Annotated in this window: 23 protein-coding genes and 1 pseudogene; 15 read left to right on the forward strand and 9 right to left on the reverse strand. The window is 60.9% G+C overall.

Features of this window, described 5'->3' with window-relative positions:
- Window positions 1–77 precede the first annotated feature (77 nt).
- From SOP85_RS16590 to sthA, 7 genes are all read left to right on the forward strand, one after another.
- Window positions 78–494 carry a hypothetical protein gene (locus SOP85_RS16590; protein ID WP_323627528.1) on the forward strand — a complete coding sequence of 139 codons (417 nt, stop codon included), beginning with the start codon at window positions 78–80 and terminating at the stop codon, window positions 492–494.
- Between the two features lie 977 nt (window positions 495–1,471).
- The gene (locus SOP85_RS16595; RefSeq protein ID WP_323627529.1) at window positions 1,472–2,677 is read left to right on the forward strand and encodes an HlyD family efflux transporter periplasmic adaptor subunit; all 1,206 of its coding nucleotides are present in this window, start codon (window positions 1,472–1,474) and stop codon (window positions 2,675–2,677) included.
- Window positions 2,674–3,918: a hypothetical protein gene (locus tag SOP85_RS16600; protein WP_323627530.1), complete on the forward strand. Its 1,245-nt coding sequence runs from the start codon at window positions 2,674–2,676 to the stop codon at window positions 3,916–3,918. Before SOP85_RS16595 ends, SOP85_RS16600 begins: the two co-directional genes overlap by 4 nt.
- Window position 3,919: 1 nt before the next feature.
- Window positions 3,920–6,070 carry a glycosyltransferase family 2 protein gene (locus tag SOP85_RS16605; RefSeq protein ID WP_323627531.1) on the forward strand — a complete coding sequence of 717 codons (2,151 nt, stop codon included), beginning with the start codon at window positions 3,920–3,922 and terminating at the stop codon, window positions 6,068–6,070.
- Between the two features lie 9 nt (window positions 6,071–6,079).
- On the forward strand, window positions 6,080–7,519 hold the full coding sequence (locus SOP85_RS16610; RefSeq protein WP_323627532.1) for an efflux transporter outer membrane subunit: 1,440 nt from the start codon (window positions 6,080–6,082) through the stop codon (window positions 7,517–7,519).
- Between the two features lie 338 nt (window positions 7,520–7,857).
- Entirely contained in the window at window positions 7,858–8,838 is a 981-nt protein-coding gene (locus SOP85_RS16615; RefSeq protein ID WP_442967913.1) for an FAD:protein FMN transferase, read from the forward strand.
- Between the two features lie 207 nt (window positions 8,839–9,045).
- Window positions 9,046–10,440 carry a Si-specific NAD(P)(+) transhydrogenase gene (sthA, locus tag SOP85_RS16620; protein WP_077047123.1) on the forward strand — a complete coding sequence of 465 codons (1,395 nt, stop codon included), beginning with the start codon at window positions 9,046–9,048 and terminating at the stop codon, window positions 10,438–10,440.
- A 42-nt stretch (window positions 10,441–10,482) separates the two neighbouring features.
- Here sthA and SOP85_RS16625 read toward each other — a convergent pair whose 3' ends face one another.
- Both SOP85_RS16625 and SOP85_RS16630 read right to left on the reverse strand, forming a co-directional pair.
- A complete protein-coding gene (locus SOP85_RS16625; protein ID WP_274077067.1) occupies window positions 10,483–11,205 on the reverse strand; it encodes a glycerophosphodiester phosphodiesterase in 723 nt (240 codons plus the stop codon).
- A gap of 14 nt (window positions 11,206–11,219) precedes the next feature.
- Entirely contained in the window at window positions 11,220–11,801 is a 582-nt protein-coding gene (locus SOP85_RS16630) for a PilZ domain-containing protein (protein WP_274077066.1), read from the reverse strand.
- A gap of 94 nt (window positions 11,802–11,895) precedes the next feature.
- On the opposite strand from SOP85_RS16630, the gene SOP85_RS16635 reads away from it, so the two are divergent.
- The 3 genes from SOP85_RS16635 to SOP85_RS16645 all read left to right on the forward strand — a co-directional run bounded on the left by SOP85_RS16635 (window position 11,896) and on the right by SOP85_RS16645 (window position 15,148).
- Window positions 11,896–13,146: a lipoprotein-releasing ABC transporter permease subunit gene (locus tag SOP85_RS16635; RefSeq protein ID WP_274077065.1), complete on the forward strand. Its 1,251-nt coding sequence runs from the start codon at window positions 11,896–11,898 to the stop codon at window positions 13,144–13,146.
- A 7-nt stretch (window positions 13,147–13,153) separates the two neighbouring features.
- On the forward strand, window positions 13,154–13,837 hold the full coding sequence (lolD, locus tag SOP85_RS16640) for a lipoprotein-releasing ABC transporter ATP-binding protein LolD (RefSeq protein ID WP_274077064.1): 684 nt from the start codon (window positions 13,154–13,156) through the stop codon (window positions 13,835–13,837).
- Window positions 13,838–13,903: 66 nt separating this feature from the next.
- Window positions 13,904–15,148 carry a lipoprotein-releasing ABC transporter permease subunit gene (locus tag SOP85_RS16645; protein ID WP_323627535.1) on the forward strand — a complete coding sequence of 415 codons (1,245 nt, stop codon included), beginning with the start codon at window positions 13,904–13,906 and terminating at the stop codon, window positions 15,146–15,148.
- Between the two features lie 108 nt (window positions 15,149–15,256).
- Here the strand turns inward: SOP85_RS16645 and SOP85_RS16650 are convergent, their stop codons facing one another.
- Window positions 15,257–16,606, reverse strand: a complete 1,350-nt coding sequence (locus tag SOP85_RS16650) for a heavy metal sensor histidine kinase (protein ID WP_323627536.1) — start codon at window positions 16,604–16,606, stop codon at window positions 15,257–15,259.
- A complete protein-coding gene (locus SOP85_RS16655) occupies window positions 16,606–17,286 on the reverse strand; it encodes a heavy metal response regulator transcription factor (protein WP_274077061.1) in 681 nt (226 codons plus the stop codon). Before SOP85_RS16655 ends, SOP85_RS16650 begins: the two co-directional genes overlap by 1 nt.
- Before the next feature lie 156 nt (window positions 17,287–17,442).
- On the opposite strand from SOP85_RS16655, the gene copI reads away from it, so the two are divergent.
- Together copI and queF are read left to right on the forward strand one after the other, a co-directional pair.
- On the forward strand, window positions 17,443–17,964 hold the full coding sequence (copI, locus tag SOP85_RS16660; protein WP_323608371.1) for a copper-resistant cuproprotein CopI: 522 nt from the start codon (window positions 17,443–17,445) through the stop codon (window positions 17,962–17,964).
- A gap of 61 nt (window positions 17,965–18,025) precedes the next feature.
- Window positions 18,026–18,856, forward strand: a complete 831-nt coding sequence (gene queF, locus SOP85_RS16665; protein ID WP_323627538.1) for an NADPH-dependent 7-cyano-7-deazaguanine reductase QueF — start codon at window positions 18,026–18,028, stop codon at window positions 18,854–18,856.
- Between the two features lie 101 nt (window positions 18,857–18,957).
- On the opposite strand, the gene SOP85_RS16670 is transcribed toward queF, so the two are convergent.
- Window positions 18,958–19,221, reverse strand: a complete 264-nt coding sequence (locus tag SOP85_RS16670; RefSeq protein ID WP_323627539.1) for a DUF4404 family protein — start codon at window positions 19,219–19,221, stop codon at window positions 18,958–18,960.
- A 109-nt stretch (window positions 19,222–19,330) separates the two neighbouring features.
- Entirely contained in the window at window positions 19,331–19,960 is a 630-nt protein-coding gene (locus SOP85_RS16675; RefSeq protein ID WP_323627540.1) for an HAD family phosphatase, read from the reverse strand.
- Between the two features lie 186 nt (window positions 19,961–20,146).
- Between SOP85_RS16675 and SOP85_RS16680 the strand changes: the two genes are divergently transcribed.
- The 3 genes from SOP85_RS16680 (at window position 20,147) to rssC (ending at window position 22,830) form a co-directional block, all read left to right on the forward strand.
- Window positions 20,147–20,836, forward strand: coding sequence for an MlaA family lipoprotein (locus tag SOP85_RS16680; protein ID WP_274077056.1), 690 nt, complete (start codon window positions 20,147–20,149; stop codon window positions 20,834–20,836).
- A gap of 330 nt (window positions 20,837–21,166) precedes the next feature.
- Entirely contained in the window at window positions 21,167–22,348 is a 1,182-nt protein-coding gene (gene rssB, locus SOP85_RS16685; protein WP_274077055.1) for a two-component system response regulator RssB, read from the forward strand.
- Window positions 22,348–22,830, forward strand: coding sequence for an anti-sigma factor antagonist RssC (gene rssC / locus SOP85_RS16690; RefSeq protein WP_274077054.1), 483 nt, complete (start codon window positions 22,348–22,350; stop codon window positions 22,828–22,830). The genes rssB and rssC overlap by 1 nt, the downstream gene beginning before the upstream one ends.
- Window positions 22,831–23,028: 198 nt before the next feature.
- On the opposite strand, the gene tal is transcribed toward rssC, so the two are convergent.
- The 3 genes and pseudogenes from tal to SOP85_RS31405 all read right to left on the reverse strand — a co-directional run.
- Window positions 23,029–23,955: a transaldolase gene (gene tal, locus SOP85_RS16695; protein WP_323627541.1), complete on the reverse strand. Its 927-nt coding sequence runs from the start codon at window positions 23,953–23,955 to the stop codon at window positions 23,029–23,031.
- A 315-nt stretch (window positions 23,956–24,270) separates the two neighbouring features.
- Window positions 24,271–25,026 (reverse strand): methyl-accepting chemotaxis protein, encoded by a 756-nt coding sequence (locus SOP85_RS31400; protein ID WP_408601072.1) that lies wholly within the window; start codon window positions 25,024–25,026, stop codon window positions 24,271–24,273.
- 102 nt (window positions 25,027–25,128) lie between these two features.
- Window positions 25,129–26,418, reverse strand: a pseudogene (locus tag SOP85_RS31405) (HAMP domain-containing protein); the annotation flags it as partial.
- Window positions 26,419–26,522: the final 104 nt, after the last annotated feature.

The following is a 26,522-nucleotide window of genomic DNA, read 5'->3' on the forward strand; positions in this document are numbered from 1 at the left end:
ATGCGTCAAATCAGTAGTCTGTCTTGGTTTGATCAATTAAGCCTGCCAACACACCCGCGACTGAAGGGGAGGAGTTCGTGGCATCATTGGCAGGTGAAACCCTAAAGCGGTACTCACGGTGGCTATGGATCCCAGTTGTGTTTTTGGCGATCATCCATTGGGATATTGCGTTGCCTACTGTGACTATTTATTACTCCAAGCACGCTAAAGAAGAAATCAAATACATTTGGAATGTACAGCACCGGATATTCAAAGGACGAATGCAACCTGGGGGCGGCACACGTGATTATGGCTTCTTGTTTCCAAGTGAGAAGTTTTTCATGGAGGTCTCCTGGTGGAATGATAAAGCGCTCCGACACTGTGTCAACGTGACCCCAAAGTGGCCAAATACTCACATCTACCTGGACGCCAATGGTGATGTTGATTACAGCGAAGGCAGTGGCACGGATTCGAATCGGCTGAAACAATGCTTTACGGACACAGCGAGCCCATGAGAAGCGGGCGGAAACTGCTCGCAATATCGTTTCTAATGTATTTTCTCTGGTATGTCTCCGTGCCGAGGGTGAAAGTCTATTTCTCGGAGGAGGGGGTTGAAGAGTTGAGTTTTGTTCTAAATACTCAACACGATATATTTCGAGGGGAAATCTCCCCCGGCCACTCAACAGGAGGCCCTGGTCACATTTTTAAAGATGATAATTTCTTTATGCAGTTTGACTGGGCTGTGTCAGAAAGAAGTCATTGTATAAGAATGATTCCTGAGTGGCCGGTGACCAGCATCTATATTGGAGCAGATGGATCTCTCGATAGCAGTCGTACTAATGCTGTTAATTCAGGCCGATTAACGGAATGCCCTCGGCCATGAATACCACAACAAAGGGGTGGAGTCCCTGCCCGAGTCTGGCGACATTGATCTCAGCGAAGGCAGCGGCTCGGATTCGGATCGCTTTAAACAATGCACCACAGACTACGCGCGCCCCTGATAGGCGCCAAGGCATGAATGTAGCCCGTCTCCCTGGACCGCTTAGGACTGACTTATATCATTTTAATCTGTCCGGCCATCATTTAAGAATTATCTAAAAGTTCAATTCGCAATAAAAAATAAAAACCACCAATAAAAATAATAGCTTGCCGACTAATGCATGACATGGATCCAATTATCAGCCCGCTACATATTTGACGTCATTTAATTGTTCCATTCATTTACTTGACACCCCAAAGCACTGAATCTAGTGTCGCCCATGACACCGCCCGCTCTGCCTCGGGCAATACCAAAGTCATGCTTTACAGCAACTCTCCAAAAAGACGGGGATCCCATTCCCGCTCACATCACAATAAAAATCACATAAACCAGCGTCGGCTTAATTGCCGTGCACAGATCAATTACGTTTTGCTCACCCTGCCAAAAGTGTTTTCGCAGCCAGGCCTGCTATTGCCTGGCTGAAATGCGGTTGGTCTATCGGGAGAGTCGAACATGGCGGAAGAACGATCGAAGTTGTTGTCGCTGTTACCGCGCCTGGTGGGGTTGGGTGTGCTGGGGTTTGTTGTCTGGCTGTTGCTGTCGACCTTGCTCATGCCGCTGGTGTCGGCGTCTGCCACCCGGGCGATTCTGAATGCACCGGTGATTCTGTTGACCACGCCTATCGATGGCGTGGTCAGTTCCCTGGCGGTCAAACCCGGTGTGACGTTTAGCCAGGGCCAGAAGATTGCCGTGGTGGAAAACCCGCGGGCGAACCAGGAAACCTTGTTGACCCTGCAAACCCGGCGCCTGACGTTGGAGCAGCAGCTGTCGTCTTCGGTCAGCCAGGCCGAGCACGATCAGCGCTATTACGAGGAACTGGAGAAGACCAGCCAGCAATACCAGGCCGCCTTCCATACCCGCCAGCTCTATACGCAAAAAGCCCTGAAAGCCGAGAACAGTGCCGCCAGTGCGCGGTTGATCGATGCCCAGGAAACGGTCGAGCGCAATCTCGAGTTGTTCGTCCAGGGGGCGGTCAGTGGGGCGGTGGTGGCTTCGTCGAAAGCGCAGCTGGCTTCGTTGCAGGGCGCGGCCGAGTCGGTGCGTTCGCAGTTGCGCATCACCGATGGTGACGTCAGCGCCGCCAACAAGCGGGTCTACCTCGATCCCGATCAGCTGCGCATGTTCGATCTCAACGCGCAGATGACTACGCTCAAGCTCAGCCTGGAGAATCAGGCGCGCAACCGGGCGACCTATCAACAGGAACTCGCCAACCTCAACCAGCTGATCGATACCGAGCAGAACCGGATCAAGTTGATGGCCGGCTACGACGTCGTGGCGTATTCGCCGGGTACCGTCCAGGAACTGCTCGCCCCCCAAGGCACCCTGGTGCAGGCCGGCTCGACTCTGCTGCGGGCCACCGATTGCGCGCAGAGCTACGTGATCGCGGTGTTTCCCGAGCGCATGGCCAGCAAGATCGACCGCGACAGCGTGCTCACCGTGAAAATCCGCGGCCTCGACCAGCCGCTCAAGGCCAGTGTGGTGCAGTTGTTGTCCAGCGCTTCGGACATCCGCGCCAATACCTACAGCGTGCCGTTTCCCTATGCCGAGCAGAATTCGGTGTACGTGGTCGGCACCTTTGCCACTGACCTCACGGACAGCCAGCGCGCCATGACCTGCAACCCGGGGTTGTGGGCCAGTGCCGAGGTGTCGCGGCCATGAACATTCTATTGCGAGCGATGATGGGGCTGACGTTGATGATCGGCGCGGCAAGCGGATGGGCCGCGCAAGCCCGGCCGCAACTGGCGGCAATGACCTGCGCCGCCCTGGATCAGGCCGTGACAGCGCAGCCAGCGGGCCCGGTGCTGCTGGCCAGTTATCCGCCGCTGGATGGCCAGCCCGCGCCGATCCTGGCGTTGCGCGGCGTGGCGTTCACCTACGACAACGCACTGGCCAGCATCGCCCTGTTTGCCTGCGGCAAGGCCGAATCGGCGCGGCGGATTGCCGATGCGTTGGCTTTCGCCACACGGCACGATCCGGAGTACCAGGACGGACGCCTGCGCAACGCCTACGCCGCCGGCCCGGTGGCGGCACCGTCGATGAAGTTGCCGGGCTATTGGAGTGTCGAGCGCAACGCCTGGAACCAGGACGCCTATCAAGTCAGCAGCGCCACCGGCAATCAGGCCTGGGCGGCACTGGCCCTGTTGGAGGCCTATCGACAGAGCGGCGAGGCGTCCTATCTTGAGGCCGCGCGCAAAGCCCTGCACTGGTCGCAGCAAAACACCTACGACGGGCAGTCGCCCGCCGGATTCAGTGGCGGCTATTACGGGTACTTTGACAAGCAGGTCCAGCAGAACTGGAAATCCACCGAGCACAACGTCGACCTCGCGGCGGCGTGGTCGGCACTCGACGCAGTCGCGCCGAATCAGGACGCAGCGAAACAGGCGCGGATCGCCCGGCAGTTTGTCTCGAGCCAATGGGATGCCGGGGAAGGGCGCTTCCTGATCGGTACCGGCGCGGATGGCCAGACCTCGGATCGCGTGCGCTCAGGGCTCGACGCACAGATCTGGCCCTTGATCGCCCTGCATGAGCCGCCCAAGGACTGGCGGCGGGTCTTCGCCTTCATCGACCAGGCGCACCGTGCCGGCGAAGGTTACGGTTTCAACCGCGACCCCGATGGCCTGTGGACCGAAGGCACCGCCCAGGCCGCTGCGGTGGCGCGCTTGAGCGGCCTGAGTGAGAAAGCCCAGCCGCTGTGGAGCGTGCTGCTGGCCCAGCAGGCGGGCAACGGTTGGCTGTTCGCCACACCGCAAGCGCGCATCAGTACCGGGCTGGCCATAGGCCCGGACTCGGTCAGCAACGATTTCTTCTATTACCACCTGCCTCACTTGGGCGCCACAGCGTGGGCGGCGATTGCTGCCACCGGCGTCAATCCCTTTACCGGTTCGCAAGAGGCTGACTGACATGCAGGCACTGGACTCGCTGCAACTGCTGCAAATCAATTTCTGGACCCTGGCGGCGGTGATTCTGTTCACTTGCCTGACCCACCGTGATCAATGGGCCGCGCGGGTCGGATTCGGTGCCATCACTGCATTTTTGCTGATCAACTATGCAGCCTGGCGGATTCGCGACACCTTGCCCGACGGTCATTCCGGATTTGCCACGGTCTGGGCCTACAGCTTCCTGTTCTTCGAGATGCTGGCGATCGGTTACACGCTGTTTTCCATCGTCGTGATGCTCTGTCGCACGGATCACCACAAAGCGGCCGATGCTGGCGAACGCCGCCTGCGCCAGCAAGGCAACGCGGTGCCGGCGGTGGATATCTTCATCGCCACCTACAACGAGGGCCTGGAAATCCTCGAAAAAACCATTATTGCCGCCCAGGCCATCGACTACCCGAACTTCACCATCTGGGTGCTCGACGACACCCGGCGCGACTGGTTGCGCGACTACTGCGCCGAAATGGGCGTGCAGTACGCGCGGCGCCCCGACAATTCCCACGCCAAGGCGGGCAACCTCAACAACGGTCTGCGCCAGTCGGCGGCCCTCAGCAACGCGCCGTACATCCTGGTGCTCGACGCCGACTTTGCACCGCAGCAACCGATCCTGCTGCGAACCCTGGGGCTGTTCGATGATCCCCGGGTCGGCCTGGTGCAGACGCCGCAGTTCTACTACAACCCCGACCCGATCCAACACAACCTCGGCACGTCGGCCTGCTGGGTCGATGAACAGCGGGTGTTCTTCGATGTGTTCCAGCCGGCGAAGGATGGTTGGGATGCGGCGTTTTGTGTCGGCACGTCCTTCGTGGTGCGACGCGATTTGATCACCGAAGTCGGCGGTTTTCCTACAGGGTCGGTCTGCGAAGACATCTACACGACTTACCGCTTGCTGCAAAAAGGGTACGTCACCCGCTGGTTGAACGAGCGCCTGTCCATTGGCTTGTCTGCCGAAGGTTTGACCGAGTACATCAATCAGCGCGGGCGCTGGTGCCTGGGCACGATCCAGGTGGCGCTGCTCGAGGAGGGCCCGTTGCGCGGCAGCGGCTACACGCTCAATGACCGGCTGCACTATATCCATGGGCTGATGCACTGGTTTTCCAAGCCGTTCATTCTGATGATGCTGGTGTCGCCGGTGCTGTACTGGTACTTCGGCATCGCCGGGTTCTACGCCAATCCGGTGGATTTCCTGGCGTTCGGCATGCCGGCGCTGATTGCGTTCTGGGGTTACGGGACCTGGGTGACGGACCGGCGAACCTTGCCGATCTTTACCGAGGTCACGCAGATCGTTGCCTCGCTGGCGGTCACGGCCACCATCGCCAGCGCCATGATCCGTCCGTTCGGGCGGCCGTTCAAAGTCACCGCCAAGGGCCTCGACCGGACGAAAACCATGGTCCACTGGAAGCTGTTCGGCTTCTTTCTGGCCTTGACCTTGCTCTCGCAATTTGGCGCCTACATCGCCATCAGCACCGCCGCCTCGTTCGACGGCAACATGCTGTTCAACCTGTGCTGGACGGTGGTCGCGCTGGTGTACAACCTGGCGACCCTGGTGGCTTGTGTCGACCGACCGCGGTTGCATGGCGAAGAGCGGTTTCCGTTCGACAAACCCACCGGTTTTCGTTTTGGCGGCAAGGTGCTGCCGGGGCGCCTGATGGATATTTCCCTCAGCGGTGCGTCGCTCAACTGCGCCTTCGCTTCCTCGATCAAGCCGGGGCTGTGCGGGCAGCTGTGGGTCGACAAGTTGGGTTGGATTGACGTCGAAGTCATGCGCAATCACGGCGAGGACCAATTGGGCTTGAGGTTTGCCGACCTTGACGAAGGGCTGCGGCGGCAACTGATTGCCCGGCTGTTCAGTGACGCCACGATCAACGTGGTCAGCAAGGCGCAGCCGGCGCAGGCCTTCGGCACGTTGCTGCAGCGCTCCTTGATCGGCGAAAAACGCCTGGCACCGCCTGCCGCCAAGCCGGTCAAGGCGCCAACCTACGTACCTGCACCCCGCTGGCGGCCGATCAGTGTGCGTTCGCGTAAACAGGCGCTGCCGAACATCAGTGTCGGTCGGTCGGGCCTGTGGTCGTTGCTTCTTTCCCCCTTGCGAGCTTTGCTCGGCCAACGTTTTTAGGTGCGCGCCATGAACAGTTGCTTGCCCACTACATGTTTCATGACATTGTTTTTGCTCGGTGGTTGTTCGCTGGAGCCGACCTACGAGAAACCCGAAGCACCGATCGACCAGCAATGGCCGGCCAATACCGCTGGTGAGTGCTGCAGCGGCAAGCAGGCGTTCGATAAGGACTGGCGCGGTTTTGTGGTCGACGAGCGACTGCGCCAGTTGATCGACATGGCCCTGGCCAACAACCGCAGTCTGCGACAGTTCGCGGCCAGTGTCGAAGAGGCGCGGGCCGGGTATGACAGTGCGCGTTCGGGGCTTTTTCCTACGATCGGCATCGACACTTACGCCGGTCGCAGCAAGTTGCCGCCGCTGGTGCGCACACCCGGAGGCGGCGATACCGCTGGCAGTATCGCCAACACCTATCAGGCAACGGCGGGCTTTACCTCCTACGAGTTGGACCTGTTCGGGCGTATCCGCAGTCAGCGCAATGCCGCCGGGGCGCGCTTCGAAGCGTCCGAGGCGGACTATCAGACGGCGCGGCTGGCGCTGATCGGCGAAGTCGCCAGCACCTGGCTGAGCCTCAAGGCCAACCAGCATCTGCTCGACCTGGCGCAGAACACCTGGCAATCCCAGGATCGTTACGGGCAGTTGTTGCGCAAGAGCTATAACCTCGGTTCCAGTGCGCGGATCGATGTGCATCAGGCGGATGCGCAAACCAACACCGCGGCGGTGCAGGTCAATACCTATCGCATGCAAGTGGCGCAGGACAGCAATGCGCTGCGGGTGTTGGTGGGGCAACCGGTGCCGGTGGGGTTGCTGCCGACCGGCGCGTTGGGGGAGCAGTTGGCGACGCTGGACGTGCCGGCGGGTTTGCCTTCGGCGCTGGTCGAGCGGCGGCCCGACATCATGTCCGCCGAAGCGCAGCTGCGTGCCGCCAACGCGGATATCGGCGCGGCGCGCACGGCGTACTTCCCGACCTTTTCCCTGACCTCGGCATTGGGCAGCCTGACCGGGGAATTTTCCCAATTGCTCACGGGTCCAGCGGAGTTCTGGTCTGTGGCGCTGGCCGGCTCGCTGCCCTTGCTCGACGGCGGCGCGCGACGGGCGCAGGTCGATGCCAGTCACGCCCGCTTCGCCGGCCAGGCGGCGGCCTATGAAGCCACGGTGCAGAACGCTTTTCGGGAGGCGGCCGATGCCCTGAATGCGCGCCAGGAAATGCTCACTCAGGTCGAGTACCAGAAAAAACTGGTGGGGGATTATCAGGAAGCCTACCGGCAGTCGCGCCTGCGTTTCGAATCGGGGCTGGACAGCTATTTTTCCACCATGGATGCGCAGCGGTCGTTGTTCGATGCGCAGCAGAAATGGGCGCAGCTGGAGTTGGCGCGGGAGATCAATCAAGTGACGTTGTACAAGGCGCTGGGGGGAGGGTGGAGCCAATCCTTGAAGATGGCGGAACGTTGACCACGCCAATTCATTCACACCACAAATCCCCCCTGTGGGAGCTAATGCTGTTCACTTAAGCATGGTGTTGTTAAGAACTGAATTGGGGGATATACACCTAATCCAAATATCCACCTGAAGCCCTCCAACCTAAAGTGAACAGCATTACCCTGTGGGAGCGGGCTTGCTCGCGAAGGCGGCGTGTCAGGCAACATCATTGGTGAATGACACTACGCCTTCGCGAGCAAGCTCGCTCCTACAGTTCTATCGCATAATGGCTCAGCTTGGCGTTGGGTCAGGAAGTGCTTTGGGGAGTGGGGGATTTGTTGAACAGGTGGCAGGCCGTTGTTTTTGTGTTGATGGGCACCTTGTCCGCCTGCGGCAATGGCGAATCCATGGAAAGCTTCGGCGGGCCGACCATGGGCAGCACCTGGTCGATCAAGTACGTGCGACACGCCGGTGTTCCCGCCCCGGCCGAGGTCCAGGTTCAGGTGGAAAAGATCCTGGCTGAAGTCGACCGGCAAATGTCGACCTACCGCAGCGACTCGGACATCGAGCGCTTCAACGCTTTGCCCGCCGACCGTTGTCAGAAAATGCCCGCGCCGATCCTCGAATTGGTCCGCGTCGGCGAGCAGTTGTCAGTGCAAAGCGAGGGCTCTTTCGATTTGACCGTGGAGCCGCTTCTGAATCTCTGGGGTTTCGGCCCACAGGCCCGTGAAGAAAAAATCCCCACTACCCAAGCGCTGGCCGATGCGCGCCGACGTGTCGGTCACGAGCATCTGCGCATCGACGGTGACCAGCTGTGCAAGGACGCCGCCGTCGAAGTCGACTTCAACAGCATCGCGGCCGGGTACGCGGTGGACACCATCGCCGCGAAGCTCGAGGCCATGGGCATCCACGACTACCTCGCCGAAGCCACCGGCGAACTCAAGGCGGCGGGCCGCAAACCGGACGGCACGCCCTGGCGCATCGCCCTGGAAGAACCTCGGGACGATCAGCAGGTGACCGAGCGCATCATCGCCGTCGACGGCTATGGCCTGTCCACGTCCGGCGACTACCGACATTATTTCGTACAGGGTGGCCAGCGTTTTTCCCACACTCTCGATGCCCGGACCGGTACACCGGTCTCACACAACCTGGCGTCAGTCACGGTGATTCATCCTTCAGCGCTGATGGCCGATGGCTTATCGACGCTGTTGCTGATTCTTGGCCCGGAGCGGGGCTGGGACTACGCGGAAAAACACGGCATCGGCGCATTTTTTGTGATGCGCACCGATACAGGTTTCGTCACACGCAGCAGTCAGGCTTTTGCACGCCTGAGTGGCGAAAAAACCGAATGATAACGGCGATTCAGGCATTGAAACCTGGCGTTGTAGTGCAGGCAAAACTAGCCTACGACGCGACCAAGGGTTAATGTGCGCGGCGTTGACGCTTCTATAGACTGTGTCCGGGTTCTGCATGGGCCCCAAATTGTTCCTTCATGCCACAGATTGGCGTGATTTAGCCGCAGGTGCCGCTGGCGCCACGGCCTGTTCTGAGGAGTACGCATGGCTGTCTACAACTACGACGTGGTGGTGTTGGGTTCCGGCCCGGCGGGGGAAGGCGCGGCAATGAACGCCGCCAAGGCAGGGCGCAAGGTGGCGATGGTCGACAGCCGTCGCCAGGTTGGCGGCAACTGCACTCACTTGGGCACCATCCCGTCCAAGGCACTGCGTCACTCGGTCCGGCAGATCATGCAGTTCAACACCAACCCGATGTTCCGGGCCATTGGTGAGCCGCGCTGGTTCTCGTTCCCGGACGTGTTGAAAAGCGCCGAGAAAGTGATCTCCAAGCAAGTCGCCTCGCGCACCGGCTACTACGCCCGTAACCGCGTCGATGTGTTCTTCGGTACCGGCAGTTTCGCCGACGAGCAAACCATCGAAGTGGTCTGCGCCAATGGCGTGGTGGAAAAACTGGTGGCCAAGCACATCATCATCGCCACCGGTTCGCGCCCTTATCGCCCGGCCGACATCGATTTCCATCACCCGCGTATCTACGATAGCGACACCATCCTCAGCCTCGGCCACACCCCGCGTAAACTCATCGTTTACGGCGCCGGCGTGATCGGTTGCGAATACGCCTCGATCTTCAGTGGCCTGGGTGTGTTGGTCGAGCTGGTGGACAACCGCGGCCAGTTGCTGAGCTTCCTCGACTCGGAAATTTCCCAGGCGTTGAGCTACCACTTCAGCAACAACAACATCACTGTTCGCCACAACGAAGAGTACGACCGCGTCGAAGGCGTGGACAACGGCGTGATCCTGCACCTCAAGTCCGGCAAGAAGATCAAGGCCGACGCCTTGCTCTGGTGCAACGGCCGCACCGGCAACACCGACCAGCTGGGCCTGGAAAACATCGGCGTGAAGGTCAACAGCCGTGGCCAGATCGAAGTCGACGAGGCGTACCGCACCGGGATCCAGAACATCTACGGCGCCGGTGATGTGATCGGCTGGCCGAGTCTGGCCAGTGCCGCCCATGACCAGGGTCGTTCGGCCGCTGGCAGCATCGTCGACAACGGTAGCTGGCGCTTCGTCAACGACGTACCGACCGGGATCTACACCATTCCGGAGATCAGCTCGATCGGCAAGAACGAGCAGGAGCTGACCCAGGCCAAGGTGCCGTACGAAGTGGGCAAGGCGTTCTTCAAGAGCATGGCCCGGGCGCAGATCGCCGGCGAGCCGCAAGGCATGCTGAAGATCCTGTTCCACCGTGAAACCCTGGAAGTGCTGGGCGTTCACTGCTTCGGCTACCAGGCATCGGAGATCGTGCACATCGGCCAGGCGATCATGAACCAGCCGGGCGAGCTGAACACCTTGAAGTATTTCGTCAATACCACGTTCAACTACCCGACCATGGCCGAAGCCTATCGGGTCGCCGCGTACGACGGCCTCAACCGGCTTTTTTGAGCGGCTCCGGCCGGTGGCCTGAGCCGGCCGGGGAGACCGATTTCAGCAATTCTCGAGCGTGGCAGTGGCCAAACCGGGAAAGTCTGTAATCAGGCTGTCAACGCCGAAATCAGCGAGCCTGCGCATCAGCGCGGGTTCGTTGACTGTCCACACCGACACATGCAGCCCCTGGCGCTGCGCCTTCTGCAGGCGTTCCGGCGTACACAGGGTCCAGTTCAGCGCGAGGATCTCGCAGCCGTAGCCTTGGGCGACCTTTAACGGGTCGAGCCAGGCGTATTCGGCCACCAGGCCGCGGGACACGTCCGGCACCAGGTCCAGGGCCGCCTTCAACACTTCCCGCGAACTCGAGGTGATGGTGATCCTGTCCAGCAGGCCATGCCGTTGGGCCATTTCGCGAATTGCCAGCACTGTCGTCGCGGCGCGGGTGCGTGAAGCGCTCTTGACTTCCAGTTGCCAGTGCTCGAAATCGCATTGCTCGAACAGCTCTTCGAGGGTCGGGATCGGGCAAGGTTTGATCCAGCCCGGGCCACCCTTGCGCGCGTCGTAGGTCACCAGTTCCGCCGCGGTGTGCTCGACCACCTTGCCGCGCCGGTCAGTGGTGCGCTTGAGCGTCGGGTCGTGGATGACCATCAGCTCGCCGTCCATGGACAGGTGCAGGTCCAGTTCACAACGGCGTACGCCGTGCTTGAGACATTCCTGAAAGCTGGTCAGGGTGTTTTCCGGTGCTTCGCCCTTGGCGCCGCGGTGGCCGTAGATGAGGGTCACGATTATTCCTTTATTTAAATGCCTGATTCGTTCAGTTCGCGGGCCAGGCGTCGTTCCTGGGCCTGCTTCTGCAAGATATGGCGCGCCAACAGTTGCCGCTGGGCATCGGTCAGGTGTTCGAACTCGGTGCCGACATCAAAGCCATCGCCCTTGCGGTCGCAATGGGTGACGCGCGCACGCAGCAACAGGCCCAGGGCCTGGGGCATCAGCACCAGCTTGATCGACAGGCGCGAACCGGCGGCGATGGGGGAAGGGTGCTGGAAGTCGATGCCGCCTTCGGAGATGATCACCGGCTGCGGTTCGCCGATCTGCCCGAGCACGGTGATGGCGATCACCTGGCTGAGCAGATCGATGCGCTTGTTCTGGGATTTGAGGAACGCCGCGAGGTTGCGGTCGCGCTCGCTGATCTGGCGCAGCAGGTGCTGCGACTCGAATTCGCTCAGGTGCAGTTCGCTGAGCAGATTGAACAGTGGGGAAGCATCCTGCAACACTTCCTGCCCGGCGGCTTCGAGGGCGGACAGGGGCCGAATTTCCAGTGCGATCATGTCCTCGATACGGTAGTATTCGCGGCGATCTTCTTCATCTAATGTCGACATGGCGAACCCATGGTAGCGGCGGTGGTCTGAGTGTAAAGCTGGTTATCGACCCCCGCCACAAGGACGTTCCTTTTCCCTCCGAACAAGCCCCGACATGTTCAGACCTCTCTTCGTATTTATCGGCACGCGTTATACCCGTGCAAAGCGTCGCAATCATTTTGTGTCATTCATTTCCCTGACCTCGATGATCGGACTCGCCCTTGGCGTGGTCGTGATGATCGTGGTGCTGTCGGTCATGAACGGCTTCGATCATGAGATGCGCACCCGCGTGCTGGGCATGGTGCCCCACGCGACCATCGAATCCGGCGAGCCGCTCAGCGACTGGCAGGGCCTGGCCGCCAAGGTCAAGCAGAACCCTCAGGTGACGGCCGTGGCGCCGTTCACGCAGATGCAGGGTTTGCTGACCAACAACGGCAAGGTCAACAAGATCCTGCTCAATGCCATCGACCCGGCGCAGGAACGCCAGGTATCGATCATCGACAACTTCATGACCCAGGGCAAACTCGACGACCTGGCGCCGGGCGAGTTCGGCATCGTCATCGGCGACAAGGCGGCGGCGAAGCTCGGTGCGGCCATCGGCGACAAGCTGACGTTCGTCGCGCCGGAAGTCACCGTGACCCCCGCCGGGATGTTCCCGCGCATGAAGCGCTTCACCGTGGTCGGCATCTTCCATGTCGGTGCCGGCGAGCTCGATGGTTACCTGGGCATCACCAATCTCCAGGACCTGGCGCGCCTGCATCGCTGGAAGCCGGATCAGGTGCAGGGCCTGCGGCTGAAGTTCGACGACCTGTTCCAGGCGCCGCGCACGGCGTGGAGCATCGCCCGCGAGCTGGGCGAAGACCGTTTCTATGCCCGCGACTGGACCCGCACCCACGGCAACCTGTACCAGGCGATCCGCATGGAAAAAGCCATGATCGGCCTGTTGCTGCTGCTGATCGTCGCGGTCGCTGCGTTCAACATCATTTCCACGCTGGTGATGGTGGTGAACGACAAGAAGAGTGACATCGCGATCCTGCGCACCCTCGGTGCCACGCCGGGCACGATCATGCGCACGTTCATGGTCCAGGGCACGGTGATCGGCGTGGTCGGCACGGCCATCGGCGCGGTGGTCGGGATCTTCGCCGCGCTCAATGTCAGCGCGGCGATCTCGGCGCTTGAAGGCCTCATCGGCCACAAATTCCTCAACGCCGACGTGTATTTCATCGATTACCTGCCGTCGCAGGTGCAGAGCCAGGATGTCCTGATGGTCTGCTGCGCGGCGTTGGTCCTGAGTTTCCTCGCCACCCTGTATCCCGCCTGGCGTGCCGCGCGCACCCAGCCGGCGGAGGCGCTACGTTATGAGTGAGTCGGGCATGAGTGATAAAGCAATCTTGAGCTGCCGCAGCCTGGGCAAATCCTACGAGGAAGGCCCGGAGTCGGTGGAAGTGTTGGCGGGCCTGCAACTGGAGTTGCACCCGGGCGAGCGTGTGGCGATCGTCGGCAAGTCGGGCTCGGGCAAGAGCACCTTGCTCAACCTGCTGGGCGGCCTCGATACGCCGACCAAGGGCAGCGTCTGGCTCGACGGCGAAGAGCTGTCGGCGCTGAGCGAGAAAAAACGCGGGCTGCTGCGTAACCGCGCCCTGGGCTTCGTGTACCAGTTCCACCACCTGCTGCCGGAATTCACCGCCCTGGAGAACGTCTGCATGCCGCTGCTGATCGGCAAGACCGCGATCCCCGAGGCGCGTCAACGTGCCACCGCGTTGCTGACGCGGGTAGGGCTGGGCCACCGACTGGAGCACAAGCCGGCGGAGCTGTCCGGTGGCGAACGCCAGCGCGTGGCCATCGCCCGCGCCCTGGTGAACAATCCCGGCCTGGTGATGCTCGACGAGCCGACCGGCAACCTCGACTCACACACCGCCCAGGGCATCCAGGACTTGATGCTGGAACTCAGCACCTCGATGCGCACGGCGTTCCTGGTGGTGACCCACGACATGAACCTGGCCCGCCAGATGGACCGCGTCCTGCATTTGCAGGAAGGTTGCCTGACGCCCATCTGACCGGTTGCAACCCGACGGCACTGAAAAGCCAGTCGGGTTTTCTATTTTTATACGGTGCCCCAGCGAATGTTCAGACCGTTATCGATCTTTATCGGCACGCGCTATACCCGCGCCAAGCGCCGCAATCGCTTCGTTTCCTTCATCTCGATGACCTCGATGATCGGCCTCGCCCTGGGCGTGCTGGCCATGATCGTGGTGCTGTCGGTGATGAACGGCTTCCAGCGCGAAATGAGCTCACGCATCCTCGGCATGGTCCCGCATGCGACCATCGTCGGGGTCAATCCCATCGATGACTGGCAGCCCGTTGCGGCGGCCGCGATGAAAAACCCGCAAGTCACGGCCGCCGTGCCGTTCACCGAGATGGAAGGCATGCTGTCCTACAAGGGCACGATGCAGCCGATCCAGGTCAGCGGCGTCGATCCGGCGCTGGAAGGCAAGGTGTCGATCGTCGCCCAGCATATCGTCCAGGGACGGTTGGATGCGTTGAAGCCGGGCGAGTTTGGCGTGGTGATCGGCGAGATCACGGCGCGGCGGTTTCGCCTGAATGTCGGCGACAAGATCACCCTGATCGTGCCGGAAGTCAGCAATGCGCCGGGCGGCATCACCCCGCGCATGCAACGGCTGAACGTGGTCGGGGTGTTCAAGGTCGGTGCCGAACTGGACGGTTCGATGGCACTGATCCACATGGCCGATGCCGCGCAGATGCAGCATTGGGCGCCGAACCAGGTGCAGAGCGTGCGCCTGGCGGTGAAGGACCTGTACGCCGCGCCGCAAGTGTCGAGCGACATCGCCACGGGGCTGGGCGCCGCCTACAAGGCTGACGACTGGACCCACACCCAGGGCAGCCTGTTCAGCGCCATGAAGATGGAAAAAACCATGATTGGCCTGTTGTTGCTGATGATTGTCGCGGTGGCGGCGTTCAACATCATCGCCACCTTGATCATGGTGGTGAACGACAAGGGCGCGGACATCGCGATCCTGCGCACCATCGGCGCCACGCCAAGGCAGATCATGGCGATCTTCATCGTTCAGGGCACCGTGATCGGGATTGTAGGCACCCTGATCGGCGGCGTGCTGGGCGTGATTGCGGCGTTGAATGTCAGTGCCATGGTCGGCTGGGTAGAGCGGGTTAGCGGACAGCACATCTTCAGTTCCGATGTGTATTTCGTCAGTAATTTGCCGTCTGAATTGCAGGGTGCGGACGTCGCGCTGATCTGCACGGCGGGGTTTGTCATGAGTTTTTTGGCCACGGTTTATCCGGCGTGGCGTGCGGCGAAGATCGAGCCGGCTCACGCGTTGCGTTATTCGTAACCAGTAACACCGCCTTCGCGAGCAAGCCCGCTCCCACAGTGGATTTGTGAACACAGCATATCCAATGTGGGAGCGGGCTTGCTCGCGAAGAGGCCGGCCCGGCTGGCCTCAATCTCCCTTTGGCAACTCAATCACAAACCGCGTCCACCCATCAGCCGATTCACAGCGAATCTGCCCGCTATGGGCCCGGATGATCGACTGGGTAATCGCCAATCCCAATCCCGCATGCTCACTGCTGCCTTCATGTCGCGCCGGATCGGCCCGGTAGAAACGATCAAACAGCCGCGGCAGCAAATCCGCTGAAATCCCCTCACCGCTATTTTCCACCGTCAGCCTCAAGCCCTCGGGCCGATCGACAATCCGCACCCGAACCTCGCCCCCAACCGGGGTAAACCGCAGCGCATTGTCCAGCAAGTTGGACAGCGCCCGGCGCAACATACTGCGGTCACCCTCGATGCATGCATTTCCGTCGCGGCTCAAGGTGAGTTGAGTTTCCTCGGCCAGGGGCGCAAAAAACTCCAGCAACACATCCACTTCCTCAGCCAGTTCCAGCGGTTCGCGCTTGGGCATCAACAAACCGTGGTCGGCCTTGGCCAGGTACAGCATGTCGTTGACCAGTTGCGCCATCCACTGCAGTTCCTCGAGGTTGCTGTGCAGCGCTTCGCGATAATCCTCGAGGGGGCGCTCACGGGTGAGGGTGACCTGGGTGTGGGTCAGCAGGTTCGACAGCGGTGTGCGCAGCTCATGGGCAATGTCGGCGGAGAAGGCCGAGAGCCGTTGGAAGGCGTCGTCGAGGCGTCCGAGCATGGCGTTGAAGTGGTGGGCCATTTCGGCAAGCTCCGGCGGCATCTGTGCTTCCGGCAGGCGGGCGTTCAGCGAGTGCGCCGAGACCCCACGGGCGACCGCGCTCATGCGGCGCAACGGTCGCAACCCGCTGCGCGCGGCCCAGGCACCCAGCAGGGCAGTGGCCAGGGCGGACAGGCCGACAGTCAGCCAGATCAGGTGTTGCATGCGTTGCAGAAAATGCTGGTGATGGGTGATGTCCAGCAGCAGGGTCAGTTGCGGCGAATCGACCTGGTCGGGATACAGCGGTGCGTTCAGCACGCGATAGTCGGTGCCGTCGTGGCTCACCGTGGACAAGCCGGGCTGGCGCGGCAAGGTCGGCGGCAGGCGCGGGGAGCTGTCATGCCAGCGGCGGCCATCGCTGCCACTGATGCGCAGTGACAGGTCGGCCTGGCGACTCAATTCGTCGGCCAGCCGGGCTTGACCTTCGCTTGATTGGATATCCGGCAATGCCCTTCGTAATCCAACAAGCTTGGCGTCCAGCAACTGTTGGTCGAGCTCGATGAAGTGCGCCTCACTGGCGCGGCTGAACAGAAACCCGGCGAACAGCGAGACCACGGCGGTGCACGCGGCGAACAATAGTGCCAGGCGCGCGCTCAAGGACAGCCGGCGCATCAGGGCTGGCGCTCTTCAAGCACGTAGCCCATGCCGCGCACGGTGTGGATCAGTTTGTTCGGGAACTCGTCGTCGATCTTCAGGCGCAAGCGGCGGATCGCGACTTCGATGACGTTGGTGTCGCTGTCGAAATTCATGTCCCAGACCTGGGAGGCGATCAGCGATTTGGGCAGGACTTCGCCCTGGCGGCGCAGGAGCATTTCCAGCAGGGCGAACTCCTTGGCGGTCAGGTCGATGCGCTGGCCGCTGCGCTCGACGCGGCGACGGATCAGGTCCAGGCGCAGGTCGGCCAGTTGCAGGCAGGTTTCCTGGGGTGGGGTGCTGCCACGGCGCAACAGGCTGCGGACCCGGGCGAGCAACTCGGAGAAGGCGAACGGCTTGACCAGGTAATCGTCGGCGCCCAGCTCCAGGCCGTGGACCCGGTCTTCCACGGCGTCCCGGGCGGTGAGGAACAGCACCGGCGTGTCGAGGCCGGCGCTGCGCACCGCTTGCAGGATCTGCCAGCCATCGCGACCGGGCAGCATCACATCGAGAATCAGCAGGGCATAGTCACCGCTCAGCGCCAGTTGCTGACCGGTGCTGCCGTCGGCCACCAGTTCCGTGGTGAACCCGGCCTCGTTGAGGCCCTGGCGCAGGTAATGGCCGGTTTTCGGTTGGTCTTCGACGATCAGCAGTTTCATGGGCGACTCGGGCTAAATGGCACGACAGCGTTATACCTTGGGCGACGACGCTGCAGGCCAAGCTGACAAAGTTGTAATCTGGCTGTCAGGTAACGGGCAGCAGTGGCAGTTTAGAGTTTTCCACAGGCTGAACCTTTATCTTGTTGGAGTACTTCGATGTTTTTGCGCAAATCCGTGTTGTTGGCCAGCTGTCTGTTGGCGCTGAGTTCGCCGGTGTGGGCATCGCCGGCGCAAACCTGGGATTTTGGTCAGCCGGCACCGGCCGCCAAGGCGAGCCGCAGCGTCGAGGTGGTCATGGGTGACATGACGTTCACCCCCAAGGCGATCGAGATCAAGGCCGGGGAAACGGTGCGCTTCGTGCTGGTGAATAAAGGCCAGTTGCTGCACGAATTCAACCTCGGCGATGCCGCGATGCATGCCAGGCATCAGCAGGAAATGCTGCAGATGCAGCAACACGGCATGCTCACGCCTACCGGCGTGAAGGCAATGGACCACAGCGCCATGGCCGGAATGGGCCATGCCATGCAGCACGACGACCCCAACAGCGTGCTGGTGGAGCCTGGCAAGACCGCCGAGCTGACCTGGACGTTCACCAAGGCCACCAGCCTCGAATTTGCCTGCAACATCCCCGGTCATTACCAGGCCGGCATGGTAGGCAAATTGACTGTCAGTCAGTAAGCACTCAAAGGCTGCGGCAAAGGCTGGTAGAATCCGCTGATTCTTCAGTCAGGTTTCCGCCATGCATCCCGCAGCCGAACACTCGCCGCTGGGCAAATCCAGCGAATACATTGCCACTTACACGCCGTCCCTGCTGTTTCCGATCCCGCGCACCGCGAAATGGGCGGAGCTGGGCCTGACGGCTGAAACACTGCCGTATAAAGGCGTGGATTTCTGGAACTGCTTCGAACTGTCGTGGTTGTTGCCGTCGGGCAAACCGGTGGTGGCGATCGGCGAATTCAGCATTCCGGCGGATTCGCCGAACATCATCGAATCCAAGTCGTTCAAGCTCTACCTCAACTCCTTGAACCAGACACCGTTTGCCGACACCGCCAGCCTCGAATCGACCCTGGCCAAGGACCTGTCGGCCGCCGCCGGCAAGACCGTGGGCGTGCGCATCCGCAGCCTGAAAGAAGTCGAGGCTGAAGGTGTGGTGGCATTGCCAGGGGAGTGCATCGACGATCTGGACATCAGCGTCAGCACCTACGAGCACCCGCGCCCGGACCTGCTGCGTTGTGATGATTCGCGCATTGTCGAAGAGAGCGTGCACAGCCATTTGCTCAAGTCCAATTGCCCGGTGACCAGCCAGCCGGACTGGGGCAGCGTGGCGGTGGAGTACCGTGGCGCGGCGCTGGATCACGCGAGCTTGCTTGCGTACATCGTCAGCTTCCGTCAGCACTCGGACTTCCATGAGCAGTGCGTGGAGCGGATTTTCCTTGATCTGCAGCGGTTGCTGAAGCCGGAGAAATTGACGGTGTATGCGCGGTATGTGCGGCGGGGTGGGTTGGATATCAATCCGTATCGCAGTACTGAAGAGGTGCAACTGCCGAACCATCGCCTGGTTCGCCAGTAAAAATCTAATGTGGGAGCGGGCTTGCTCGCGAATGGGGCGTCACATTCAACATCAATGGTGACTGACACTCCGTCTTCGCGAGCAAGCCCGCTCCCACAGGATCAGATCCCCATGCTGTGCAGGGCTGTGCCAATCCGGCGCAGAGCGTCGGAGAGGGTCGGGTGTTCGAGTTCGAAGCGTTCGACGGCCATGTTGACGTTATCGGCGAGGTTGACGTCCTGGGTCTTGGTTTCGAGCTCCAGCTCAAATTCAATCTGTTGCATCAGCTTGTGCAGGTCTTCGCGCTCGACTTCGGTCAGCGGAGGATTCTGGTCCAATTGCTCGCGCAGGGCATTGAGCTGTTCTTGCAGTTCGCGGGCAGGCATGGCGTTCTTCCTTTTATCGATAGGCACTGGCATAGACCGCGACGGCGCGCCAAAGGTCTATGGCTTATCTTTAGATTAATCCACTCGCGCCTAACCTGCATGATCTGTATCAGGGCTTTTCGCCCTTGAGCCGACGCAAACTGATGTCTGCCAGGCAAGTGTCGAGTTCACCGAGGTGATCGATCACCGAATGCACGCCCAGGCCGAACAGCTGCACCGTGGCCTTGCTGCGCTTGATGTCGCGTTCCTGTGTGGACAATGCCTGCCATTGCGCCGGCGACAGCCCGCAGAGCGAGCCGCAGGAGGCCAGGCCGATGGTCCACAACCCGGCATTGAGACCCGATTGCAGCAGCCGCGGTTCGCCACTGACCAGCACGCAACCTTCCAGGCGTTCGATGTCCAGGGCCATCAAGGCTCGCCAGCACGCATCCGGTGCCGGCCAGGGTTTGATTGTTGCAAGCTGTTGCAGAGGCTGCGAAGGCTTGATCCATTGCGGCAGGCCGATAGCCAAAGCATGGCTGGTCGAGGGAGGTAGTTCATCGAGCCAGGCGCAGGGGACCTGCTGGCGCTGCAAGCTGTGCAGACTCTCCAGGGCGCCGGGGGTGACCTCGGCGTGATCGGCACCATGGCTGGCCTGAAGGCGCATGCAGGCGCCGAAATCCACCAGGCAACCACTCAGGCCGAACAGCACGGCAGTCAGGTTTGGCGCGGTTTGCGGGGTGATTTCGGCGTGTGGCATGTCTACGTCCCTGAAATAGCCTCGAGGCTAAAGGGCGACGGTGACAGTTGAGTGACACTGTTGTGAATTGCTCGCCCTGTGAGGGGGGCGGGTCCAATACTGCCTAAAATGGCAGTTACGTCTTATACTATCGATCTTTGCGCCGGGCCAAGCGCCCCGCGACGTTACAGTCCAAGGAGTTTTTCTATGCGCTGGAGCAATCCTCTCGCTCGGCTTTGTGTGTGCGCCAGTGCGCTGCTGGTTCCGTTTGCTGCCCAGGCAGCCTCGGAAGATGATCCTTGGGAAGGCGTCAACCGTCCGATCTTCGAGTTCAACGACTTCGTCGATACCTATGCCTTGAAACCTTTGGCCCAGGGCTATCAGTTCGTGACGCCAGAGTTTCTCGAAGATGGCATCCACAACATGTTCCGCAACGTCGGCGATGTGACCAACCTCGCCAACAATATCCTCCAGGTCAAACCTCACGCGGCGGGTATCGACACGGCGCGCCTGCTCTTCAACACCACCTTCGGCCTGCTGGGCTTCTTCGACGTGGGTACCCACATGGGCCTGCACCGCAATGACGAAGACTTCGGCCAGACCCTGGGTTACTGGGGCGTTGGCAGCGGTCCCTACGTGATGTTGCCCCTGCTCGGCCCAAGTACGCTGCGTGATGCGCCCTCGAAGTACGTCGACGGCTACACCGGCCCGTACCGCTACATCCACGATGTACCGGTGCGTAACTCGATCTTCGGCCTGAACATCGTCGATACCCGTGCGAGCCTGCTGTCCTCCGAGAAGCTGATCACCGGCGACAAGTACACCTTCATCCGCAACGCTTATCTGCAAAACCGTGAATTCAAGGTGAAAGACGGTCAGGTCGAAGACGATTTCTGATCTCGACCGGTAAGAAACAAGGCGGCCAACGAGCCGCCTTGTTCGTTTTTATTGCCCTGAGCGACCTTTCATTGGGTTTCGGTTTTGCAGGTTCTTATAACTCCCGGTGATTTGAAAAGTCTCGTCGCCAAGAGACCATCGGCGTGAGCTTGAAACGCCTCGCGGATGGGAGTACCGTCTGCGCCTTAGAAGGGCACCTCTGGTGGACCTGTGAGTCGGGTAAACGCTCGAAAACAGTGCAGCAGAGAGGCTAGAAAGCGAATCCAGTAGTCTGAGCCGGGCGAAAATCCGAGCCGCTACGCCAACCTAATTCTGGCGCCGTTTGCCCACATGCCAAAAACCAGTGCCACGCTGCTGATAATCGATGATGACGAAGTAGTGCGCGCGAGCCTCGCGGCCTATTTGGAAGACAGTGGTTTCAGCGTCTTGCAGGCCAGCAATGGCCAGCAGGGTCTTCAGGTATTCGAGCAAGACAAGCCCGACCTGGTCATCTGCGATCTGCGCATGCCACAGATGGGCGGTCTCGAACTCATCCGTCAAGTCACCGAGCTGTCACCGCAAACACCGGTGATCGTGGTGTCGGGTGCCGGCGTCATGAACGACGCGGTCGAGGCCCTGCGCCTGGGCGCAGCGGATTACCTGATCAAGCCTCTCGAAGATCTGGCCGTGCTCGAGCACTCGGTGCGTCGGGCCCTGGATCGCGCACGCCTGCTGGTGGAAAACCAGCGCTACCGCGAGAAGCTGGAAAAGGCCAACCGCGAGCTCGCCGCCAGCCTGAACCTGCTCCAGGAAGACCAGAACGCCGGTCGCCAGGTGCAGATGAACATGCTGCCGGTCAGCCCCTGGACCATCGACGATTTCAAGTTTGCCCACCAGATCATCCCGTCGCTGTACCTGTCGGGTGATTTTGTCGACTATTTCCGGGTCGACGAGCGCCGGGTAGCGTTCTACCTGGCGGATGTTTCCGGGCATGGCGCCTCTTCAGCCTTCGTCACCGTGCTGTTGAAATTCATGACCACGCGCCTGTTGTTCGAGTCCAAGCGCAACGGCACCTTGCCGGAATTCAAGCCGTCTGAAGTGCTTGGGCATATCAACCGGGGCCTGATCAGTTGTAAGCTGGGCAAACACGTCACAATGGTCGGTGGAGTCATCGACGAGGAGACAGGTTTGTTGACCTATAGCATCGGTGGTCATTTGCCGTTGCCTGTGTTGTACACACCCGACAGTGTTCGTTACCTGGAAGGGCGTGGTCTGCCGGTAGGCCTCTTCAATGAAGCCACCTACGAGGATCACGTGCTGGAATTGCCGCCGACGTTCAGCCTGACGCTGATGTCTGATGGCATTCTGGACCTTTTGCCGGAACCCACACTCAAAGAAAAAGAGGCTGCCTTGCCCGAACGGGTCAAGGCGGCGGGCGGCAGCCTGGATGGCCTGCGGCAGGTTTTTGGATTGGCCACGCTAGGGGAGATGCCGGATGATATCGCCCTGTTGGTGTTGAGCAGGAATCTTTGATGAGTACCGGTAGAATCCAGTTCGCCGAGCAGGACGGCACCTTTGTCCTGAAATTCGTCGGTGAAGTTCGCCTGACCCTGTGTTCGGCGTTGGATGCAACTATTGAGCGGATCTTCACCGCGTTGAATTTCAACGCGATCGTGATCGACCTGACCGAAACCCGCAGCATCGACAGCACCACCCTGGGCCTGCTGGCCAAACTGTCGATCCTGTCGCGGCAGAAGGTCGGACTGCTGCCAACCGTTGTCACCACCCATGAAGACATCACCCGTCTGTTGCAGTCGATGGGGTTCGAGCAGGTGTTCAACATCGTCGACCAGCCGGTGCCATGCCCGGAATGTCTGGACGACCTGCCTGATCAGGATCAGTCGGAGGAGGTGGTGCGGATCAAGGTGCTGGAAGCGCACAAGATCCTCATGGGCTTGAACGACTCCAATCGGGAAGCCTTTCATGACCTGGTGAATGCTTTGGAGCGTCATTGATCCCTTAAAAGGGATGGTGGCCGGGCTGGCCTCATCACCAGCAGGCTGGCTCCCACATTGGATCTGTTGCGTGAACAAATCCCCCTGTAGGAGCTGGCTTGCCAGCGAAGGCGTCCGCAAGAACACCTCACTCGATCAGGACGCACAAAAAAGGGCGAACCCACCAAGGTTCGCCCTTTTTGCATTACGCGATGCAGATCACAGCTTGGCCTGCAGCAACGCCTCCAGCTTCTCCTGGTCCCGAGCGAATTGACGAATACCCTCGGCCAGTTTCTCGGTGGCCATGGCGTCTTCGTTGGACAGCCAGCGGAATTGCGCTTCATTGAGGTTCAGGCGCGCTTCACCGGCGCTGCCCGGCGCCAGTTTACGCTCCAGCTTGCCGGTGTCCGCCGCCAGCTTGTCGATCAGGTCGGGGCTGATGGTCAGGCGGTCGCAACCGGCCAGTTGCTCGATCTGGCCGAGGTTGCGGAAGCTCGCGCCCATGACCACGGTCTTGTAGTCATTGGCCTTGTAGTAGTTGTAGATGCGCGTCACCGACTGCACGCCCGGATCATCGGCGCCGACGTAGTCGTTACCGTTGGCTTTCTTGTACCAGTCGTAGATGCGGCCCACGAACGGCGAAATCAGGAACACCCCGGCGTCGGCGCAGGCAGCCGCCTGGGCAAACGAGAACAGCAGGGTCAGGTTGGTCTGGATGCCTTCCTTTTCCAGGATCTCGGCAGCGCGGATACCTTCCCAGGTGGAGGCGATCTTGATCAGCACCCGGTCGCGGCCGATACCGGCGTTTTCGTACAGCTCGATCAGACGGTGCGCTCGCTTGAGTACGGCGTCAGTGTCGAACGACAGGCGCGCATCCACTTCAGTGGAGATACGGCCGGGAATCACCTTGAGGATTTCCTGCCCCACCGCGACGCCAAAACGGTCGCTGGCCAGGCCCACATCGCCCTTGCAGTCGGCGACGCAAGCGTTGAGCAGTTCGGCATAAGCAGGAATGGCCGCTGCCTTGAGCAGCAGGGAAGGGTTGGTGGTGGCGTCCACGGGCTTGACGCGAGCGATTGCTTCGAAGTCGCCGGTGTCGGCAACCACGGTGGTCATCTGTTTGAGTTGTTCCAGCTTGGAAATCATGGGCGTGCTCTGTCCTATGGGTCTGATGAAATTACCCGAGCGCTGACAGCCACTCAAGGGCATGTATGTGTATCGATGGCCCCAGGGGCAACAACCGCAAAACGGCTGTTTGAATGGCGGGGCGCGGTATCGGTAGATAGGATGCCGAAACGCCGCGCAGGTTCCGGGCAACTGACCGGGTGTGCATCTCATGTACGATAGATAGACCTGTGGGAGCGGGCTTGCTCGCGAATGCGGTGTGTCAGTCGATACTCATGTTGACTGACACACCGCATTCGCGAGCAAGCCCGCTCCCACATTGGATGTGTGTATGGGCTAAACGCGGAACTGATCCATCAGGCTCTGCTGTTGATTGGCCAGGCGATTGAGCGATTGGCTCACCCGCGCCGACTCGTTGGCTTGCCCCGACAGCGACTCGGTGACGTCGCGGATGGTCGCCACGTTGTGGTTGATTTCCTCGGCCACGGCACTTTGCTCTTCGGCGGCGCTGGCGATCTGCAGGTTCATGTCGCTGATCACGGTGACCGCGTCGCCGATCTGCTGCAGCGCCGTCACGGCCTGACCAACCTGTTCGACGCTGTCCTGGGCCTGGCGGTGGCTGTTGCCCATCGAACCGACCACGTCCTGGGTGCCGCTTTGCAGTTGTTCGATCACCACGCGGGTTTCTTCGACCGACTCCTGGGTGCGCCGCGCCAGGTTGCGCACTTCATCGGCCACCACGGCAAAACCGCGCCCGGCTTCACCGGCCCGGGCGGCTTCGATGGCGGCATTGAGGGCCAGCAGGTTGGTCTGTTCGGCAATCGCGCGGATCACTTCCAGCACCGAACCGATTTTCTCGCTGTTGGCCGCCAGGCCTTCGACCTGGACCATCGCCGCGCTCATGTCGGCGGCGAGGTTGTCGATGCTCGCGGTGGTGCGGTCGATCACGGTCAGGCCCTGGCGAGTTGCCTGATCGGCATCGCGCGCCGCCTGTGCCGCTTGTGCGGCGCTGCGGGCGACGTCCTGGGCGGTTGCGCTCATTTCGTGGGAGGCGGTCGCGACCTGGTCGACCTGACGGTATTGCTGCTCCATGCCGGCGCTGGTCTGGGTGGCGATGGCGGACGACTGGTCCGCCGTGCCGCGGGCGTCCTGCACCGAGCGTTTGACCTCGGCGATGATCGGTTGCAGCTTGTCGAGGAAACGGTTGAACCAGCCCGCCAGTTGGCCCAGTTCATCCTGTTTGTCATAGGCCAGGCGGCGGGTCAGGTCACCTTCACCGCTGGCGATGTCCTGGAGCATGTGCGCCACGCCGAGGATCGGCCGGGTCACGCTGCGCGCCATCAGCCACACCAGCAGCAAGCCGATCAGCGCGGCGAGGATGCCCAGGCCGAGTTCGGTCAGGGTGCCGGCGGTGTTGCTGTCATCCAGTTGTTTTTTCAGGGCCTCGGCCGGGCCGACCAGGACTTTTTCCGGCACGTCGAGCAGCACGCCCCAGGCTTTGCCGCCGGGAATCGGCTGGAATGGCGCCAGCACTTTCAATTGCTGATTATTGTGCAGGCTGGCGGTCGCGCTGCTGGTGGCAAGCATGCGCATCAGCTCGGCGCCGGTGCGGGTGTCCACGGCTTCCAGGCGCTGGCTGAGTTTGCTCGCATCGGCACTGTAACCGGCGAGCAGGCCGGCCGGGCTGACGATGCTGACGCTGGTCTGGCCGTCATAGAGCTTCTTGCTCGCGCTCTGGCTGATTGCCTGCAAGCTGTTGAGGTTGATGTCCACCGACAGCGAAGCGATGACCTTGCCGTTGACCATCAACGGGAACACGATGCTGGTCATCAGCACGTTCTGGCCGTCGATCACATAGAAGTACGGCTCGATCACGCAAGGCGTGAGGCGGGTGCGCGGGCAGGTGAACCAGGCATTGGCCGGTTCGCCGCTGGGGCCGGTGCTGGTGTCGGCCATGTCGCTTTCGGGCAGCGCCATGGAGGTCACCTTGCCCGGTGTCGGCTGCGACCAATAGAGGGCGAAACGGCCCTTGTCGTTGCTCCCCAGCTCCGCCTGGCCGCTGAACAGTTCGTCCTTGCCGTCCAGGGCGTTGGGTTCGAACACCAGGGACAGTCCGAGCAGGTCGGGGTTGGCTTGCAGTGCCGACTTGACCTGGCGGGTCAGGTCTTCGCGCAGGTCGAAGGCATCGAGGAAGCGTTTTTCCGCCTGGTCGCGCAGGAACAGCACCTGGCGCGAGAAACCATGGCCATATTGATAGGCGTCCATGAACTGCTGGCGGATCATCAGCGCCTGGTTTTCACCCTGGGACTCGATCCGCGCCTGGGCCGCTTCGGTCAGCATCTCCATGCTCGAGGCTTTCACCAGCGCGGAACTGTGCTCCATGCGATACAGCGAAAGACCCACCAGCAGGGTCACGATGCCCGCCAGGCACAGGCCGGCCAACAGGGTGATTTTCCATTGAATGGAAAGTTGTCTGAGCGACATGGAGGCGTCCTTATTCGATAAATATCTGCGACTTTGCTCTGTAACGGCCTGAAAGCAGCTTTCTTGAGCCAAAACTTGTCGCTTGAGGCTTGCAGCTTGCAGCG

This window comes from Pseudomonas sp. YuFO20 (genome assembly GCF_035064975.1).
In the GTDB taxonomy this organism is placed as follows: domain Bacteria; phylum Pseudomonadota; class Gammaproteobacteria; order Pseudomonadales; family Pseudomonadaceae; genus Aquipseudomonas; species Aquipseudomonas putida_AE.

Excerpts from the sequence above, each read along its gene's own strand:
- SOP85_RS16595 (WP_323627529.1), top strand. The coding sequence starts at position 1,472 with ATGGCGGAAGAACGATCGAAGTTGTTGTCGCTGTTACCGCGCCTGGTG.
- SOP85_RS16600 (WP_323627530.1), top strand. The coding sequence starts at position 2,674 with ATGAACATTCTATTGCGAGCGATGATGGGGCTGACGTTGATGATCGGC.
- SOP85_RS16605 (WP_323627531.1), top strand. The coding sequence starts at position 3,920 with ATGCAGGCACTGGACTCGCTGCAACTGCTGCAAATCAATTTCTGGACC.
- SOP85_RS16610 (WP_323627532.1), top strand. The coding sequence starts at position 6,080 with ATGAACAGTTGCTTGCCCACTACATGTTTCATGACATTGTTTTTGCTC.
- SOP85_RS16615 (WP_442967913.1), top strand. The coding sequence starts at position 7,858 with ATGGGCACCTTGTCCGCCTGCGGCAATGGCGAATCCATGGAAAGCTTC.
- sthA (WP_077047123.1), top strand. The coding sequence starts at position 9,046 with ATGGCTGTCTACAACTACGACGTGGTGGTGTTGGGTTCCGGCCCGGCG.
- SOP85_RS16630 (WP_274077066.1), bottom strand. The coding sequence starts at position 11,801 with ATGTCGACATTAGATGAAGAAGATCGCCGCGAATACTACCGTATCGAG.
- SOP85_RS16635 (WP_274077065.1), top strand. The coding sequence starts at position 11,896 with ATGTTCAGACCTCTCTTCGTATTTATCGGCACGCGTTATACCCGTGCA.
- lolD (WP_274077064.1), top strand. The coding sequence starts at position 13,154 with ATGAGTGATAAAGCAATCTTGAGCTGCCGCAGCCTGGGCAAATCCTAC.
- SOP85_RS16645 (WP_323627535.1), top strand. The coding sequence starts at position 13,904 with ATGTTCAGACCGTTATCGATCTTTATCGGCACGCGCTATACCCGCGCC.
- SOP85_RS16650 (WP_323627536.1), bottom strand. The coding sequence starts at position 16,606 with ATGCGCCGGCTGTCCTTGAGCGCGCGCCTGGCACTATTGTTCGCCGCG.
- SOP85_RS16655 (WP_274077061.1), bottom strand. The coding sequence starts at position 17,286 with ATGAAACTGCTGATCGTCGAAGACCAACCGAAAACCGGCCATTACCTG.
- copI (WP_323608371.1), top strand. The coding sequence starts at position 17,443 with ATGTTTTTGCGCAAATCCGTGTTGTTGGCCAGCTGTCTGTTGGCGCTG.
- queF (WP_323627538.1), top strand. The coding sequence starts at position 18,026 with ATGCATCCCGCAGCCGAACACTCGCCGCTGGGCAAATCCAGCGAATAC.
- SOP85_RS16670 (WP_323627539.1), bottom strand. The coding sequence starts at position 19,221 with ATGCCTGCCCGCGAACTGCAAGAACAGCTCAATGCCCTGCGCGAGCAA.
- SOP85_RS16675 (WP_323627540.1), bottom strand. The coding sequence starts at position 19,960 with ATGCCACACGCCGAAATCACCCCGCAAACCGCGCCAAACCTGACTGCC.
- SOP85_RS16680 (WP_274077056.1), top strand. The coding sequence starts at position 20,147 with ATGCGCTGGAGCAATCCTCTCGCTCGGCTTTGTGTGTGCGCCAGTGCG.
- rssB (WP_274077055.1), top strand. The coding sequence starts at position 21,167 with ATGCCAAAAACCAGTGCCACGCTGCTGATAATCGATGATGACGAAGTA.
- rssC (WP_274077054.1), top strand. The coding sequence starts at position 22,348 with ATGAGTACCGGTAGAATCCAGTTCGCCGAGCAGGACGGCACCTTTGTC.
- tal (WP_323627541.1), bottom strand. The coding sequence starts at position 23,955 with ATGATTTCCAAGCTGGAACAACTCAAACAGATGACCACCGTGGTTGCC.
- SOP85_RS31400 (WP_408601072.1), bottom strand. The coding sequence starts at position 25,026 with ATGGAGCAGCAATACCGTCAGGTCGACCAGGTCGCGACCGCCTCCCAC.